This window comes from Burkholderia sp. MR1-5-21 (assembly GCF_053427715.1).
This window is the reverse complement of record NZ_JBSAXD010000002.1, coordinates 204232-220881: the sequence shown is the minus strand read 5'-3', so window position 1 is coordinate 220881 and position 16650 is coordinate 204232. Positions and strand designations below refer to the sequence as shown.

Below are 16650 nucleotides of genomic sequence, written 5' to 3'. Positions count from 1 at the left end.
TCGAACCAACATGGCACGTTTCTTCATCGATCGCCCCGTGTTCGCGTGGGTGATCGCACTCTTCATCATGCTGGGCGGCGTGTTCGCGATCCGCGCGCTGCCCGTCGCCCAATACCCGGACATCGCGCCGCCCGTCGTCAGCATCTACGCGACCTATCCGGGCGCGTCCGCGCAGGTCGTCGAGGAATCGGTCACCGCGCTGATCGAACGCGAGATGAACGGCGCGCCGGGGCTGCTGTATACGTCGGCGACGAGCAGCGCCGGCATGGCGTCGCTGTACCTGACGTTCAAGCAGGGCGTGAATGCCGATCTCGCGGCGGTCGAGGTGCAGAACCGCCTGAAGACGGTCGAGGCGCGGCTGCCCGAGCCCGTGCGGCGCGACGGCATCCAGGTCGAGAAGGCCGCCGACAACATCCAGCTCGTCGTGTCGCTGACGTCCGAGGACGGCCGGATGAATGCGGTGCAGCTCGGCGAATACGCGTCGGCGAACGTCGTGCAGGCGCTGCGGCGCGTCGACGGCGTGGGCAAGGTGCAGTTCTGGGGCTCGGAATATGCGATGCGGATCTGGCCCGACCCGGTCAAGATGGCCGGCCACGGGCTCACCGCGTCGGACATCGCGTCGGCCGTGCGCGCGCACAACGCGCGCGTGACGGTCGGCGACATCGGCCGCAGCGCGGTGCCGGACAGTGCGCCGATCGCGGCGACCGTGTTCGCCGACGCGCCGCTGAAGACGCCCGACGATTTCGGCGCGATCGCGCTGCGCGCGCAGCCCGACGGTTCGTCGCTGTTCCTGCGCGACGTCGCGCGCATCGAGTTCGGCGGCAACGACTACAACTATCCGTCGTACGTGAACGGCAAGGTCGCGACCGGCATGGGCATCAAGCTCGCACCGGGCTCGAACGCGGTCGCGACCGAAAAGCGCGTGCGCGCGACGATGGACGCGCTGTCGGCGTTCTTCCCGCCGGGCGTCAAGTACCAGATTCCGTACGAGACGTCGTCGTTCGTGCGCGTGTCGATGAACAAGGTCGTCACGACGCTGATCGAGGCGGGCGTGCTCGTGTTCCTCGTGATGTTCGTGTTCATGCAGAACCTGCGCGCGACGCTGATCCCGGCGCTCGTCGTGCCGGTCGCGCTCGCGGGCACGTTCGGCGTGATGTTCGCGGCGGACTTCTCGATCAACGTGCTGACGCTGTTCGGCATGGTGCTCGCGATCGGCATCCTCGTCGACGACGCGATCGTCGTCGTCGAGAACGTCGAGCGGCTGATGGTCGAGGAGCGGCTCGCGCCGTATGAGGCGACCGTCAAGGCGATGAAGCAGATCAGCGGCGCGATCGTCGGCATCACGGTGGTGCTGACGTCGGTGTTCGTGCCGATGGCGTTCTTCGGCGGCGCGGTCGGCAACATCTACCGCCAGTTCGCGCTGTCGCTCGCGGTGTCGATCGGCTTCTCGGCGTTCCTCGCGCTGTCGCTGACGCCCGCGCTGTGCGCGACGCTGCTCAAGCCGGTCGCCGACGGCCATCACGAGAAGGGTGGCTTCTTCGGCGGGTTCAACCGTTTCGTCGCACGCGCGACGCAGCGCTATGCGCTGCGTGTCGGCGGCGTGCTGAAGAAGCCCGTGCGCTGGCTCGTCGTGTACGGTGCGCTGACGGGCGCGGCGGGGCTGATGCTCACGCAGCTGCCGACCGCGTTCCTGCCGGACGAGGACCAGGGCAACTTCATGGTGATGGTGATCCGGCCGCAGGGCACGCCGCTTGCGGAGACGATGCAGAGCGTGCGCGCAGTCGAGTCGTACGTGCGAAGCGAGGAGCCATCCGCGTACACGTTCGCGCTCGGCGGCTTCAACCTGTATGGCGAAGGACCGAACGGCGGGATGATCTTCGTGACGCTGAAGAACTGGACCGAGCGCAAGCGCGCGCATGACCAGGTGCAGGCGATCGTCGCGCGCATCAACGAGCGCTTCGCGGCGACGCCGAACACGACGGTGTTCGCGATGAACTCGCCGCCGTTGCCGGATCTCGGTTCGACGAGCGGTTTCGACTTCCGGCTGCAGAACCGCGGCGGGCTCGACTACGCGGCGTTCGTCGCCGCGCGCGAGCGGCTGCTCGCCGAAGGCGGCAAGCATCCCGCGCTCACCGACCTGATGTTCGCCGGCACGCAGGACGCGCCGCAGCTGAAGCTCGACATCGATCGGGCGAAGGCGTCCGCGCTCGGCGTGTCGATGGACGAGATCAACACGACGCTCGCGGTGATGTTCGGGTCCGACTACATCGGCGATTTCATGCACGGCACGCAAGTGCGGCGCGTGATCGTGCAGGCGGACGGGCAGCACCGGGTCGATCCGGACGACGTGAAGAAGCTGCGGGTGCGCAATGCGCGCGGCGAGATGGTGCCGCTCGCGGCATTCGCGACGCTGCACTGGACGCTCGGCCCGCCGCAGCTCACGCGCTACAACGGCTTCCCGTCGTTCACGATCAACGGTTCGGCCGCGCCCGGCCACAGCAGCGGCGAGGCGATGGCCGCGATCGAGCGGATCGCGGGCGACTTGCCGGCCGGTATCGGCCACGCGTGGTCGGGGCAGTCGTTCGAGGAGCGGCTGTCCGGCGCGCAGGCGCCGATGCTGTTCGCGCTGTCGGTGCTCGTCGTGTTTCTCGCGCTCGCGGCGCTGTACGAGAGCTGGTCGATTCCGTTCGCGGTGATGCTGGTCGTCCCGCTCGGCGTGATCGGCGCGGTGCTCGGCGTCACGCTGCGGATGATGCCGAACGACATCTATTTCAAGGTGGGACTGATCGCGACGATCGGGCTGTCCGCGAAGAACGCGATCCTGATCGTCGAGGTTGCGAAGGATCTCGTCGCGCAGGGGATGTCGCTCGTCGACGCCGCGCTCGAAGCCGCACGGCTGCGGCTGCGGCCGATCGTGATGACGTCGCTTGCGTTCGGCGTTGGCGTGCTGCCGCTCGCGTTCGCATCGGGTGCCGCGTCGGGCGCGCAGATGGCGATCGGCACCGGCGTGCTCGGCGGCGTGATCTCGGCGACCGTGCTCGCGGTGTTCCTCGTCCCGCTGTTTTTCGTGATCGTCGGCCGGCTGTTCAATGTCGGCGCGCGCCGCCGCGGCGGTGCGCAACCGGCGACGATGGAGGGTTCGTCATGATGTTTCGCCTGACCGCGCGCGCGGGGCTGCGTGCACAGGTCGCGCTCGCCACCACACTCGCGCTGACCGGCTGCTCGCTCGCGCCGCGCTACGAGCGCCCGGCGGCGCCGGTGCCAGCCACCTATGGGACGACCGCCGGGACGACCGGTGGCGCGCCGGCGCAGTCGTCGAGCGCCGCGCTGCTCGGCGACTGGCGCGCGTATTTCACCGATCCGGCGCTGCAGGCGTGGATCGATGCGGCGCTCGCGAACAACCGCGACCTGCGGATCGCGGCCGGCAGGCTCGAAGAAGCGCGCGGGCTGTACGGCGTGCAGCGCGCGGACCGCTTGCCGTCGGTCGACGCGAACCTTGGCTACGAGCGCACGCGCCAGTACGACCCGGTGGTGCGCGAGAGCGCGGTGAGCGGGCTGTATCGCGCGGGCGTCGGCGTCAGCGCGTACGAGCTCGACCTGTTCGGCCGCGTGAAGAACCTGTCGGACGCCGCGCTTGCCGAGTATTTCGCGACCGCCGAGGCGCAGCGCACGGTCCGCATCGGCGTGATCGCCGAGGTCGCGGGCGCCTATGTGTCGGAGCGCGCGCTGCACGAGCAGCTCGCGCTGGCGCAGCGCACGCTCGACGCGCGCGAGCGCATCGCGTCGCTCACGCAGCGGCGCTATGCGGCCGGCACGAGCGACGCGATCGAGCTGCGTTCCGCGCAGATGCTGGTCGCGGCCGCGCGCGCGTCGCAGGCCGCGCTGCAGCGCGAGCATGCGCAGGCCGTGCGCGCGCTGCAACTGCTCGCGGGCGACTTCGCGCGCGCAGCGCCCGGCGACGGGCTGACGCTCGACACGTTCTCGATCGCGCCCGTCGCGCCGGGCGCGCCGAGCGAACTGCTCGCGCGGCGGCCGGACATCCGGCAGGCCGAGGCGCGCCTGCAGGCCGCGAACGCGCAGATCGGCGCGGCGCGCGCGGCATTCTTCCCGCGCATCGCGCTGACGACCGACATCGGCTCCGTCAGCGACGCGTTCTCGGGCCTGTTCGCGAGCGGCACGGGCGTCTGGACGTTCGCACCGCGCATCACGCTGCCGATCTTCGCCGGCGGGCGCAATCGCGCGAATCTCGACGTCGCGACCGCCCGCAAGCACATCGCGGTCGCCGAATACGAGAAGAGCGTGCAGGTTGCGTTCCGCGAAGTGGCGGACGCGTTTGCCGCGCGCGACTGGATCGATGCGCAGCTTGCCGCGCAGCAGGCCGTCCATGAAGCGGACGGCGCGCGGCTGAAGCTCGCCGAGCGCCGCTATGGCGGCGGCGTCGCGACCTATCTCGAGCTGCTCGACGCGCAACGCAGCACGTATGAATCCGGACAGGAGCTGATCCGCCTGAAGCAGCTCCGGCTCGCCAACGCGATCGCGCTGTACCGCGCGCTCGGCGGCGGCTGGTCGCAGGCCGCCGAGACTGCCGGCGCCGATGCGTGACCGTACCGCGCTTGTCATATCCGGTAACCTGACCGCCGTCGTCGCGCGAGCGCGGCGCACGGCGTCTCGCGCGATCCCCGGTAGCCGCGCCTGCCCGTCACGCCGCTCGGCGGCTGGGCGCGGCAGGCGTCGGGGATCGCGGCACCGCGCGTCGTGCTGCTCGGCCATTCGGCGGGCGCGCAGTTCCTCGATCGCGTGGCCGCATCCGGCGCGCCGGATGCCGCACGCATCGTGATCGCGAATTCGTCGACTTGTGTGATGCCGAGTACGGCCGAGGCCGAGCGCCGCGGTTGGGCGTTCGGCTGGCGCCTCGTCGAGGCGCCCGGTGTCGGCCACGATGCGGGCCGCATGTTCGCCTCGCCCGGCGCCGTCGGCGCGGTGCAGGGCACCCGCTGAATCCCTTTCTTCCTCCCCCGTTCCCAGTCGTGCACGCGTGACGGTTTGCGATGGCAGCACGCGTTCCGATCCGCGCGCAATCACGCATCGCCCGGCCGAATTTAATCTTTCATAAGAATTACATTCAGTGTTCGAAGCGGTGACAAAATGACGCGGGTTTAACGTTCAAATCGAGCTCGCAAACGATTGCGCTAATAAAACAGGGCTAGATTCAAAAAGATTAATTTCCTTAATATTGAAAATAGGCGGGCACCATCGTCGCGAATCGACAACGCTTGGCGGAGCGTTACAGCATTTTGTCCTTTGAGTGCATGGCTTCGGATGGCTTGTCAGACAAGGCTTCGTACCGGTTGTTTGGCTTCGTATGAAAAATATCTTTAATCTTCATACGGTTTTGCATGGCAATGCAGGACTGCAAAACAAAATGGCCGGATTGCAAACTAACAGGAAGTAATGGCAAATGATCGGATGAATATGGCATTGTCAGCCAGGATTTGACAATGATTTACAGAAAACTTTCGACGTTATCTCAATAATGCCGCCTCGTGACGGACAGGGCGCACCACACGCTTCGGTTTGTGTCCGCCACGTCATTCACTTCTTCAGCCATTCATACGGAAATGACCATGAAAAAAACCTTCCTGTCCGCCATCGCACTCGCGGCGCTGTCCACCTCGGCTTTTGCGGCAGGCTCCGGCACGGTCAACTTCACGGGCGAAATCGTCGCCGGTGCGTGCGGTATCGATTCGGGCTCGGTCGACCAGACCGTGAACCTCGGCAAGGTTCCGACCAACAAGTTCAAGCAGGCAGGCGACAAGTCCACGCCGACCAACTTCGACATCAAGCTGACCGACTGCGACACCAGCATCGCGCAGAACGCGTACTTCAAGTTCACGGGCACGTCGAACGCGGCACAGCCGAAGCTGCTCGCGACGATCGGCTCGGCGACGAACGTCGGCATCCGCCTGCAAGGCGCATCGGGTGAATTCCTCGACAACGGCGTCGAGCAGAAGGGCCCGACCGTGCTGCAGAACGGCACGAACGTCGCACGCTTCTCGGCGATGTACGAAGCGACGGCAGCTGGCGTGACGCCGGGTACCGCCGACGGCGTCGCGAACTTCACGGTCCGCTACCAGTAAGCCCCCGTGCAGGAGGAAGGGTGCGTGTGCACCCTTCCTCCTTCTTTTTTTCCTCCCGTTTTTTCCCTTCGATACTTCGGTAGCGCCGTTTTGCGAATCAGACATTCCTTCCTTTGCGTCTCCGTGCTGGTCGTCGGCAGCCAGAGCCATGCGACGGAATTCAATTCGTCGTTTCTCAGCATCGACGGTGCGAGCAACGTCGACCTGTCGCAGTTTTCGCAGGCCGATTTCACGCTGCCGGGCGAATACATGGTCGACGTGCAGGTCAACGACCTGTTCTACGGGCTGCAGACGATCGAGTTCGTTGCCGGCGACGCGTCGGGCGGCGGCAGGCCGTGCCTGCGACCGGAGCTCGTCGCGCAATTCGGCCTGAAGCCATCGCTCGTGAAGGACCTGCCGCGGTTCCAGGGGGGAAGCTGCGTCGACCTGTCCGCGATCGAAGGGGTGACGGTGCGTTACCTGAAGGGCGACGGGCGCCTCAAGATCACGATTCCGCAAGCCGCGCTCGAATACACGGACGCGTACTACCTGCCGCCGGAGCGCTGGACTGACGGGATTCCCGGCGCGATGCTCGATTACCGCGTGATCGCGAACACGAACCGCAACTACGGCTCGGCCGGCGGCCAGACGAATTCCGTGCAGGCGTACGGGACGGTCGGCGCGAACTGGGGCGCATGGCGCTTTCGCGGCGACTACCAGGCGCAGAGCAATTCGGGCAACGCGGTCTATCAGGACCACTCGTTCCGTTTCAGCCGCCTGTATGCGTTTCGCGCGCTGCCGTCGATCCAGTCGACGATGTCGTTCGGCGACGACTACCTGAGCTCGGATATTTTCGATACGTTCGCGCTGACGGGCGCGACGATCCGCAGCGACGACCGCATGCTGCCGCCGTCGCTGCGCGGCTATGCGCCGCTGATTTCCGGCGTCGCGCGCACCAATGCGACCGTCACGGTGTCGCAGCAGGGCCGCGTGCTGTACGTGACGCGCGTGTCGCCGGGCGCATTCGCATTGCAGAACATCAACACGAGCGTGCAGGGCACGCTCGACGTCGCGGTCGAGGAAGAGGACGGCACGGTGCAGCGCTTCCAGGTGACGACCGCGTCGGTGCCGTTCCTCGCGCGCGAGGGAGCGTTTCGCTACAAGGCCGCAGTCGGCAAGCCGCGCCTGTTCGGCGGCGCCGGCATCACGCCGTTCTTCGGTTTCGGCGAGCTTGCGTACGGCCTGCCGTTCGACGTCACCCTGTATGGCGGCTTCATCGCCGCGTCCGGCTACACGTCGGTCGCGCTCGGCCTCGGCCGCGATTTCGGCGCGTTCGGCGCGGTGTCGGCCGACATCACGCATGCGCGTGCCCGGCTGTGGTGGAACGGCGCGACGCGCAACGGCAACTCGTACCGGATCAACTATTCGAAGCATTTCGATTCGCTCGACGCGGACGTGCGCTTCTTCGGCTACCGCTTCTCGGAGCGCGAGTACACGAACTTCGCGCAATTCACGGGCGACCCGACCGCGTTCGGCCTCGCGAACAGCAAGCAGCGCTATTCGGCGACGCTGTCGAAGCGCTTCGGCGACACGTCGACCTATTTCTCGTACGACGAGACGACCTACTGGGCGCGTCCGTCCGACCAGCGCGTCGGCCTGACGCTCACGCGCGCGTTCTCGCTCGGCGCGCTGCGCCACGTGAACGTCAGCGTGTCCGCGTTCCGCACGCAGGGCGCGGCCGGCAGCGGCAACCAGTTCTCGGTGACCGCGACGCTGCCGATCGGCGATCGCCAGACCGTCACGTCGAACCTGACGACGGGCGGCGGCAGCACGAGCGTGAACGCCGGCTACATCTACGACGACCCGGAAGGCCGCACGTACCAGCTCTACGCCGGCACGACCGATGGCCGCGCGTCGGGCAACGCGAGCTTCCGCCAGCGCACGTCGTCGTACCAGCTCACCGCGCAGGCGTCGACGGTCGCGAATGCGTATGCGGCCGCGTCGCTCGAAGTCGACGGCTCGCTCGTCGCGACCCAATACGGCGTGACCGCGCACGCGAACGGCAACGCGGGCGATACGCGCCTGCTCGTGTCGACCGACGGCGTGCCCGACGTGCCGCTGTCCGGTTCGCTCGCGCGCACCAACGGGCGCGGCTACACGGTGGTCGACAGCATCTCGCCGTACAACGTGTACGACGCGACGGTGAGCGTCGAGAAGCTGCCGCTCGAAGTGCAGGTGTCGAACCCGATCCAGCGCATGGTGCTGACCGACGGCGCGATCGGCTTCGTCAAGTTCTCCGCCGCGCACGGCCGCAACCTGTACCTGACGCTGTCGGACACGAGCGGCAACACGCTGCCGTTCGGCGCATCGGTGCAGGACGCGGCGAACGGCAAGGAGCTCGGCATCGTCGGCGAAGACGGCGCCGCGTACCTGACCCAGGTGCAGCCGAAATCATCGCTGGTCGTGCGCGCGGGCGAACGCACGCTGTGCACGCTCGACGTGCTGCCCGACCAGCTCCAACTCGAAGGCACGCCGATTCCGGTGACGTGCCAGCCGTCCGGCGAGTCGCATGCGGCGACGGGCCGGACCGACCGATGACCCAACGGATTCCGCGATGAAACCCTTTTCCTTTCCTTTCCTGCGGCGCGCGTCGTGCGCGCTTGCGACCGCCGGCACGCTGCTGGCCGGCATCGCGCACGCGTCGATCGTGCCGGACCGCACGCGCGTGATCTTCAACGAAGGCGAGCAGGCCGCGATCGTGACGATCACGAACAAGAGCGCGACCTATCCGTACCTCGTGCAGTCGTGGATCGAGGATGCGAACGGCAACCGCATCACGTCGCCGCTGATGGTGGTGCCGCCGCTGCAGCGCATCGAGGCGAACGAGCGCAACGTGCTGCGGATCGCGAAGCTGCCGGGTGGCGCGCTGCCGGCCGACCGCGAGACGGTGTTCTACCTGAACATCCGCGAGGTGCCGCCGAAGACCGATACGCCGAACGCGCTGCAGATCGCGCTGCACACGCAGATGAAACTGTTCTACCGGCCGAAGGGCGTGCAGCCGTCGCGCGACCAGGATCCGACGCTGCCGATGACGCTGCGCGTCGATAGTGCCGCGCACAAGCTCGTGTTCGATAACCCGACGCCGTTCCATGTGACGGTGGTCGAGGTGACGGCCGGCGCGCAGAAGGCGCCGGTGCCGCTCGATCCGGTGATGGTGAGCCCGATGGGCACGGCGGACGTGCCGTTCAAGGGCGCCGCGCCGGCGACGCTGTTCGTCACGCATGTCGATGACTACGGCGGCCAGGTGGCGGTCGAGTATGCGTGCGAGGCCGGGGTTTGCAAGAGCGTGAAGAAATGAGCGGGGCACAGCGAAGCGCCTGTGGCATACGCATGCGCGCTTGGCTCGGATGGTGCGTGTTCGTGCTGCTCGTCGTTGTCGCCCAACCGGCATGGGCGCTGCGCTGCATCGCGGATGGTGGCGGCACGTCGCTGACCGAATCGATCGGCAACGTCGCCTCGTATCAGACCGATGCACCAGACGGCTACGTGATCTGGGTGTCGCCGCCGCGCACGACGACCGGCTATTGCTACAAGGATCTTGGCAACACTCTGCAGTACTTCGACGAGAAGGTTTACTTCTACGCCAACCCCGAGGGGCAGAATCCAGCCGCGTGGGGGCTCGAAATCGGCATTCGCGTCGGCGGCCAGGACTACTTCGGGCGCAGCAGTCAGCCGGGCGACGGTATCGAGACGGGCAGCACCGTCTTCGCGTGCAACATGAGCGACCGGGAGGTCAAGGCCGGGCTGTGCAAGAAATGGCCGATCAGCATCACGTATCAGGTCGTCGTACGGAAGCGGGGAACGTGGGTGACGCCGCCGTCGGACGTGTACGCGGTGTTCCAGTTCGACGGCAAAGGCGGGCTGAACTACATCAATCCGAGCTTCCGCTACAAGATCAGCGGCCTGCAGAAACTCAAGCCGACGCCCTGCACGGTCGATGTGACGGTCACGCCCGAGCCAGGCATCGTCAATTTCGGGCAGGTTCAGGCGTCCGGCAACGGCTTCATGCCGGCCGTGCCGCGCAAGCGGTTTTCGATGTCGCTGACCAAGAAATGCAGTATCCCGGTGCGGGTGGACGGCTATTTCGAAGTCACGAAAGGGACCGTGCAGAACGGCCTGCTGATACCGGATGCGAAAAGCAACTTCGGCATCGGCATCGAGGACAGCCAGGGCAAGGCAATCCGGTTCAACGAGCAATTCACGCTTGCGCAGTTTCCGGCCAACGTGATGAACCAGAGCGTGATGCTTGATGCGGTGCTGAAGTCATTCGGGCCGCCGAAGATCGGGCCGTTCAACGCGTCGGCGACGATCCGGATTTTCCTGTATTGAGGCGCGGTGCGTGCCAGCGCGCCTGCCCATACCCCGAGGCGCCGGTTTTCCGGCGCCTCGTTTCGAGTGGATCGTACGAGTCCGCGAAATTTCACGTGGTAATAAGCTGCTACGGCACATGACAGCCGTGCGCCGTCCGCTGGGCGAATGAGAACGCGTTGTCCGGCGCGTTCCGAGTCGCAGCCCGCGCGCCTTCCGACAAGTTTTTCATTGTTCATACAAATCCGAGTTGCCTGAAGGGGCATTCCGCAATCTAATTGAGAATGATTCGTGTTTACGTTAGATTGCGCTATCTCGAAATTTGACGGAGCGAATCGATGGCGATGGCGGAAGTGCTCGAACGACCGGTCGCGGCAACGGCGAAGCCGTTCCGCGGAAGTCATCCGGACCTGCCGGCCGGACCCGCACGGCGCACGCACGGCGCCGCCGTGCCGAGCGCGCAGGGTGCGTTGCTCGACGTGCTGATCGCCCATCGCGCGATGCTCGTCAATATCGCGCGCGGCTTCGTCGGCTGTGCAAGCCGTGCGGAGGACGTCGTGCACGACGTGTTCGTGAAGCTCGTCGATTTCCCGAACCAGGACGCGGTGCGCCAGCCGGTCGCGTATGTGACGCGGATCGTGCGCAATGCGTCGATCGACGCGTGCCGCCGCCAGAGTCTCGAGAACGTGTATCACGCGGAAGAGGACGACGGCTACGACGTGCCATCGCCCGAGCCGACGCCCGAAGCGGCACTGATGACGCGCGACGCGCTGCGGCGCGTGTCGGCGGCGCTCGACGACTTGCCGGCGCGCAGCCGCGCGGCGTTCGAGATGGTGCGGTTGCGCGACGAAACGCTGCAGAGCGCGGCGCGCGCGCTGAACGTGTCGCAGACGCTCGTGCATTTCATGGTGCGCGACGCCGAGCGCCATTGCGCCGAATGCCTCGACGCGTGCCACCGCGGCGTCGCGTGCCCGGTGTTCTGCGGCGGCCGCGCGCGCCGCCGGTAAAAAAGCGCGCCGGCCAATCGTCTATTCGACAGGGACGGACGATCCGCTCCGTTTCCTCTCCGATTCCATTAACCGCCTCCAGCGATTTCCGACCGATTCCCGCCATGACGCAAGCCACACAGCCTTCCGCCGACACAGAAGATCTCGTCTACACGGTCGTCATCAACGACGAAGAACAGTATTCGATCTGGCCCACGTTCCGGCCCGTGCCGGCCGGCTGGCGCGAAATCGGCGTGCGCGGCCCGAAGGCCGACTGCCTCGCGTACATCGAGACCGTCTGGACCGACATGCGGCCCGCGAGCCTGCGCCGCGCGATGGACGGCGAAGCCGCGCGGCGCGCGTCGTGACCGGCGCCACCGCGATCCGGCGCACCACCTGAAGAGGACGTTGCATGACCCTGCTTTCGTTGCCGACGCTCGACGACCTGCGGATCGAGCCGGGGCTGCCCACCGTCGTGTCGCCGAAGAACGGCGGCGGGATGTCGCTCGACGACGTCGCGCCGCTTGCGCGCACGATCGCCGCCGACACGCTCGAACGCGCGGGCGGCGTGCTGTTCACGGGCTTCCACGTGCCGTCGATCGACGCGTTCCAGCAGTTCGCGGCCGCGTTCGGCGATCCGCTGATCGGCTATGAATACGCGTCGACGCCGCGCAGCCAGGTCGAAGGCGCCGTGTATACGTCGACCGAATACCCGCCGCACCGCGCGATCCCGCTGCACAACGAGCAGTCGTACACGCGCGAGTGGCCGATGCGGATCTGGTTCCATTGCGCGCTCGCCGCCCTGCGCGGCGGTGCGACGCCGATCGCGGACAGCCGCGCCGTGTATCGCGCGCTCGATCCCGCGCTGGTCGCGCGATTCGAGCAACGCGAGCTGCTGTACGTGCGCAATTTCGGGCAGGGGCTCGACCTGCCGTGGCAGCAGTCGTTCGGCACCGACGACCCGCGCGAGGTCGAGCGGATGTGCGCGGCGCGCGGCATCGAATGCGCGTGGCGCACCGGCGACGACGGCGAGCTGCTGCTGCGCACCCGCGAGCGCTGCCAGGCCGTCGCGCGGCACCCGCGCACGGGCGAGCGCGTGTGGTTCAACCAGGCGAACCTGTTCCACCTGTCCGCGCTCGACGACGACATGCAGGAGGCGCTCGTCGACGCGGTCGGGCTCGACAACGTGCCGCGCAATGTCTACTACGGCGACGGCGCGCCGCTCGAAGCCGACGCGCTCGCGGAAATCCGCGCGGTGCTCGACCGGCAGCGCATCGTGTTTCCGTGGCGGACCGGCGACGTGCTGATGCTCGACAACATGCTGACCGCGCACGCGCGCGATCCGTTCGAAGGACCGCGCAAGGTCGTCGTCGCGATGGCGCAGAGCGTCAGCCCGGCGCGCGACGGCACGGAGGCGCGATGACGATTCCCGCCGGACGCGCCGCGCTTGCCGCGCGCGGGCTGACGGTCGGCTATCGCGACCACGTCGTGCTCGACAGGCTCGACCTGTCGATCGCGGCCGGCCGCGTGACCGCGCTGTGCGGGCCGAACGGCTGCGGCAAGAGCACGCTGCTGCGCACGCTCGCGGGCCTGCAGCCTGCGCTTGCCGGCCACGTCGAAGTCAACGGCCGGCCGCTCGCGTCGTTCAAGCGGCGCGCGCTCGCGCGCGAGCTGACGATGCTCGCGCAGTTCAACCAGATTCCGTCCGGGCTCACCGTGCGCGAGCTCGTCGCGTACGGGCGCTATGCGTACGGCGGCTTCCTGCGCGGGCTGTCGCGCGCGGATCACGCCGCGGTCGACGAGGCGCTCGCGACGAGCGGCCTCGCCGACGACGCGGGCCGCGACGTCGGCGCGCTGTCCGGCGGCGAGCGGCAGCGCGCGTGGATCGCGATGGCGCTCGCGCAGCAGGCGCCGATCGTGCTGCTCGACGAGCCGACCACCTATCTCGACATCCATCACCAGCTCGACATCCTCGACGCGCTGCGCAGGCTCAATCGCGCGCGCGGGCTGACGATCGTCTGGGTGCTGCACGACCTGAACCAGGCGGCCGCCTACAGCGACGAGATCGTGCTGATGCGTGCGGGCCGCGTCGTCGCGCAGGGCGCGCCCGACGCGATGCTCGATCCCGCGCGGCTGCGCGCGGCGTTCGGCGTCGAGATGCTGAAGCTCGCGCATCCGCAGACGGGCGCGCCGATGTGCGTGCCCGCATATGGGCCATCGCCCGACGATGCGCGGCACGCGGCCGCGTTCGACCGGGATCTCGCCGTATGACGACGCTCGCCATGCGCAGGCGCCGCGCGGCACGCGCCGGCGGCAGGGGCGCGCAAGCGAGCCGCGTCGGCGCCCTCGCGGCCGGCATGTTGCTGCTGATCGCGTGCGTGGCGGTGCTGCGCGTCGCGCCGGACCTGCGCGCGTGGTGGAGCGCCGCGCCCGGCAGCGACGCGGCCGCGCTCGCGCGCGTGTTCCTGTTCGATCTCAACCTGCCGCGTGTCGCGGCGGCGCTCGTCGCGGGCGGCTGTCTCGGCGTCGCGGGCGCGCTGTTCCAGTCGCTCACGCGCAATCCGCTCGCGTCGCCCGACCTGCTCGGCGTGACGGGCGGCGCGCAGCTCGGCCTGCTGGCCGCGATGCTCGTGCCGTCGCTCGCGGGCGTCGCGTCGGTGCCGGTGCTGTTCGTCTGCGGGCTGCTCGCGGCGGCGTGCCCGCTGCTCGCGGCCGGCGGGTGGCGCGCGACGCCGCTGCGGCTCGTGCTCGCGGGCAGCGTCTGCATGCTGCTGTTTGCCGCGTTGTCGACGCTGCTGCTCGCGTTCTTCGAGCAGAACATCGCGGGCGCCGCGCTGTGGTCGAACGGCAGTCTCTATCAACCGGGCGCGGCCGGCCTGGTGCTCGCGGCGAGCTGGCTCGTCGTGCCGCTCGCCGCGCTGCCGTTCGTGATCCGGCCACTCGACCCGCTTGCGCTCGGCGACGACGCGGCGGCCGCGGCCGGCGTGCCCGTCGATGCGGCGCGGCTCGCCGCGACGATCGTTGCGGTCGCGTTCACGAGCGTCGCGGTCAGCATCGCCGGGCCGCTGTCGTACGTCGGCCTCGTCGCGCCGAACCTGCTGCGCCAGGTGCGCGGTGCGCGGCCGTCGCGGCTCGCCGCGCTGGTGCCGCTGTCGGCGCTCGCGGGTGGTGCGCTCGTGCTCGTGACCGACAGCGCGGTGCTCGCGTCGGGCCTCGATGCGACGCTGTCGACCGGCGTCGCGATCGCGCTCGTCGGCACGCCGCTGATGCTCGCGATGATCCGGCGCGGCGCCGCATGGTCGGGCGTGCTGCATGCGGGCCCCGAACGCGCGGCGGGCGGTGGCTCGACCCGCTTCGTCGCGTGGTTCGAGCGCGTGCGCTGGCCGCTGCGCGCGGCGCTCGTCGTCGGCGCCGGTGCGCTCGTGCTGGCCGCGGGTGCGTCCGCCGGCCCGGAATGGCAGACGTGGCTGACGCCCGCGCGCTGGCTCGCGGCGCTGTCGGGCGCCGACCCCGTTGCGCGGATGCTGATCGACCTGCGCGTGCCGCGGCTCCTGTGCGCGCTGCTCGCCGGCGCGCTGCTCGCCGCGAGCGGCGTCGCGATGCAAAGCGTCGTGCGCAATCCGCTCGCGGGCCCGGAAGTGCTCGGCGTCACGCAGGGCGCGGCGCTCGTCACGCTGTTCGCGCTGACGACCTGGCCGCTCGCGGGCCACGGCGTGCTCGCGGCCGCGGCGCTGGCAGGCGGCGGCGTATCGCTCGCGATCACGCTCGGCCTCAATCATCGGCACCGCTATGCGCCGCTTGCGGTCGCGCTGTCCGGCATCGTGATCGGCACGCTGTGGACGACGCTCGCGCAATGGCTGATCACGCAGCAAAGCGTGCAACCGGCGCGCTTCGTCGTGTGGCTCGTCGGCGGCACGTACGGCCGCAGCTGGGGCGAGGTCGCGATGCTCGTGCCGTGGTGCGTGCTCGCTGTGCCGGTGTTCGCGCTGCTCGCGCGGCCGCTCGACATGCTTGCGCTCGGCGACGACCAGGCGGCCGCGCTCGGCCTGCCGGTCGCCGCGCTGCGGCCGCTCGCGCTCGTGGTCGCGACGCTCGCCGCGTGCGCGGCCGTCGCGGCGGTCGGGCCGGTCGGCTTCATCGGGCTGATGGCGCCGCACGTCGCGACGATGCTCGGCGCGCGGCGGCATCGCACGCGACTGTGGCTCGCGGCTGCCTGCGGCGCGCTGATTCTCGGCTTCGCGGACATTGCGGCCCGCACGGCCGTCGCGCCGCGCGAGGTGCCGGCCGGCGTGCTGACCGCGCTGATCGGCGCGCCTTATCTGCTCGGACTACTGATCGTCGAGGCGCGCCGCGCGCGGCGCGTGGGCCGATGATGCCGGCGGCGCTCGACGCGCAGGCGACGTGCGCGACGTGTTTTGCGTCGTTCGCGCCGGACGTGTTCGCTCCGTATCTCGACACGGTCTGGCTCGGCGTGCCCGACGACGCGTGGAGCTCCGGCGCGCACATCGTGCCGGTCGCCGCACTGCCGGACCATCGCGACGCGCTGCTCGATGCGATGGCCCGCCATTACGGCGGCGACCCCGCCGTGCACGCGCGCGCGTTGCTGTCGCAATGGAGCAAGTATTACTTCGGCCGGGTGGCGCCTGCGGGCGTCGTCGCGGCGCTGACGCTCGGCCGGCCCCTCGCGATGCCGATCGAGCGCACGTTCGTCGCGCTCGACGACGGGATGCCCGCCGCGCTGTATTTCGCGCCGGACGCGCTCGGCGCGCCGTGCGACGACCCGGCGACGCGTCACGCAGCGCTCGTCGCGCATCTCGGCGCGGTGATCGACCTGCTGGCCGCAATCGGCCGTGTCACGCCGCGCGTGCTGTGGAGCAACGCCGGCAACCTGCTCGACTATCTGTTCGACACCTGCCGCACGCTGCCGTGCGCGGCCGATCCCGTGCGCGATGCCGCGTGGCTGTTCCGCGCGACGTGCGCGGACGGCGAACCCAATCCGCTGCGCACGCCGGTGCGCGACGCCACGCCGCGCTCGCCGCTGCTGCCGACGCCGTTTCGCGCACGCCGCGTGTGCTGCCTGCGCTACGAAATCCCTGGAGAAACGCAACTGTGTGGAAGCTGCCCCTTGCTACTGACGATGGACGACGCGGCGCTGGCCGGGCAGGACGCGATCCGCTGAC

Annotated in this window: 13 protein-coding genes; all 13 read left to right on the top strand. The window is 68.8% G+C overall.

The window, feature by feature from the left end; genetic code table 11:
* Positions 1 to 10 precede the first annotated feature (10 nt).
* Positions 11 to 3148, top strand: coding sequence for a multidrug efflux RND transporter permease subunit (locus ACV229_RS03505; RefSeq protein WP_448081732.1), 3138 nt, complete (start codon positions 11 to 13; stop codon positions 3146 to 3148).
* Positions 3148 to 4602, top strand: coding sequence for an efflux transporter outer membrane subunit (locus ACV229_RS03500; protein ID WP_448081945.1), 1455 nt, complete (start codon positions 3148 to 3150; stop codon positions 4600 to 4602). The genes ACV229_RS03505 and ACV229_RS03500 overlap by 1 nt, the downstream gene beginning before the upstream one ends.
* A 153-nt stretch (positions 4603 to 4755) precedes the next feature.
* The gene (locus ACV229_RS03495) at positions 4756 to 4998 is read left to right on the top strand and encodes a hypothetical protein (protein WP_448081731.1); all 243 of its coding nucleotides are present in this window, start codon (positions 4756 to 4758) and stop codon (positions 4996 to 4998) included.
* A 626-nt stretch (positions 4999 to 5624) separates the two neighbouring features.
* Positions 5625 to 6137: a fimbrial protein gene (locus ACV229_RS03490; RefSeq protein WP_448081730.1), complete on the top strand. Its 513-nt coding sequence runs from the start codon at positions 5625 to 5627 to the stop codon at positions 6135 to 6137.
* A 123-nt stretch (positions 6138 to 6260) separates the two neighbouring features.
* Positions 6261 to 8714, top strand: coding sequence for a fimbria/pilus outer membrane usher protein (locus tag ACV229_RS03485; RefSeq protein ID WP_448081729.1), 2454 nt, complete (start codon positions 6261 to 6263; stop codon positions 8712 to 8714).
* Positions 8715 to 8730: 16 nt separating this feature from the next.
* Positions 8731 to 9474 carry a fimbrial biogenesis chaperone gene (locus ACV229_RS03480; RefSeq protein WP_448081728.1) on the top strand — a complete coding sequence of 248 codons (744 nt, stop codon included), beginning with the start codon at positions 8731 to 8733 and terminating at the stop codon, positions 9472 to 9474.
* The gene (locus ACV229_RS03475) at positions 9471 to 10505 is read left to right on the top strand and encodes a fimbrial protein (protein ID WP_448081727.1); all 1035 of its coding nucleotides are present in this window, start codon (positions 9471 to 9473) and stop codon (positions 10503 to 10505) included. Before ACV229_RS03480 ends, ACV229_RS03475 begins: the two co-directional genes overlap by 4 nt.
* Positions 10506 to 10822: 317 nt before the next feature.
* The gene (locus ACV229_RS03470) at positions 10823 to 11491 is read left to right on the top strand and encodes an RNA polymerase factor sigma-70 (RefSeq protein ID WP_448081726.1); all 669 of its coding nucleotides are present in this window, start codon (positions 10823 to 10825) and stop codon (positions 11489 to 11491) included.
* 104 nt (positions 11492 to 11595) lie between these two features.
* Complete coding sequence (locus ACV229_RS03465; protein WP_448081725.1) at positions 11596 to 11838, top strand: MbtH family protein; 243 nt, start codon at positions 11596 to 11598, stop codon at positions 11836 to 11838.
* Between the two features lie 44 nt (positions 11839 to 11882).
* Positions 11883 to 12893, top strand: a complete 1011-nt coding sequence (locus tag ACV229_RS03460) for a TauD/TfdA family dioxygenase (RefSeq protein ID WP_448081724.1) — start codon at positions 11883 to 11885, stop codon at positions 12891 to 12893.
* Entirely contained in the window at positions 12890 to 13741 is an 852-nt protein-coding gene (locus tag ACV229_RS03455; RefSeq protein ID WP_448081723.1) for an ABC transporter ATP-binding protein, read from the top strand. Before ACV229_RS03460 ends, ACV229_RS03455 begins: the two co-directional genes overlap by 4 nt.
* The gene (fhuB, locus tag ACV229_RS03450) at positions 13738 to 15843 is read left to right on the top strand and encodes a Fe(3+)-hydroxamate ABC transporter permease FhuB (RefSeq protein WP_448081722.1); all 2106 of its coding nucleotides are present in this window, start codon (positions 13738 to 13740) and stop codon (positions 15841 to 15843) included. Before ACV229_RS03455 ends, fhuB begins: the two co-directional genes overlap by 4 nt.
* Positions 15843 to 16649 (top strand): siderophore-iron reductase FhuF, encoded by an 807-nt coding sequence (gene fhuF, locus ACV229_RS03445; protein WP_448081944.1) that lies wholly within the window; start codon positions 15843 to 15845, stop codon positions 16647 to 16649. Before fhuB ends, fhuF begins: the two co-directional genes overlap by 1 nt.
* Position 16650: the final 1 nt, after the last annotated feature.

Excerpts from the sequence above, each read along its gene's own strand:
- ACV229_RS03505 (WP_448081732.1), top strand. The coding sequence starts at position 11 with ATGGCACGTTTCTTCATCGATCGCCCCGTGTTCGCGTGGGTGATCGCA.
- ACV229_RS03500 (WP_448081945.1), top strand. The coding sequence starts at position 3,148 with ATGTTTCGCCTGACCGCGCGCGCGGGGCTGCGTGCACAGGTCGCGCTC.
- ACV229_RS03490 (WP_448081730.1), top strand. The coding sequence starts at position 5,625 with ATGAAAAAAACCTTCCTGTCCGCCATCGCACTCGCGGCGCTGTCCACC.
- ACV229_RS03480 (WP_448081728.1), top strand. The coding sequence starts at position 8,731 with ATGAAACCCTTTTCCTTTCCTTTCCTGCGGCGCGCGTCGTGCGCGCTT.
- ACV229_RS03475 (WP_448081727.1), top strand. The coding sequence starts at position 9,471 with ATGAGCGGGGCACAGCGAAGCGCCTGTGGCATACGCATGCGCGCTTGG.
- ACV229_RS03470 (WP_448081726.1), top strand. The coding sequence starts at position 10,823 with ATGGCGATGGCGGAAGTGCTCGAACGACCGGTCGCGGCAACGGCGAAG.
- ACV229_RS03465 (WP_448081725.1), top strand. The coding sequence starts at position 11,596 with ATGACGCAAGCCACACAGCCTTCCGCCGACACAGAAGATCTCGTCTAC.
- ACV229_RS03460 (WP_448081724.1), top strand. The coding sequence starts at position 11,883 with ATGACCCTGCTTTCGTTGCCGACGCTCGACGACCTGCGGATCGAGCCG.
- ACV229_RS03455 (WP_448081723.1), top strand. The coding sequence starts at position 12,890 with ATGACGATTCCCGCCGGACGCGCCGCGCTTGCCGCGCGCGGGCTGACG.
- fhuB (WP_448081722.1), top strand. The coding sequence starts at position 13,738 with ATGACGACGCTCGCCATGCGCAGGCGCCGCGCGGCACGCGCCGGCGGC.
- fhuF (WP_448081944.1), top strand. The coding sequence starts at position 15,843 with ATGCCGGCGGCGCTCGACGCGCAGGCGACGTGCGCGACGTGTTTTGCG.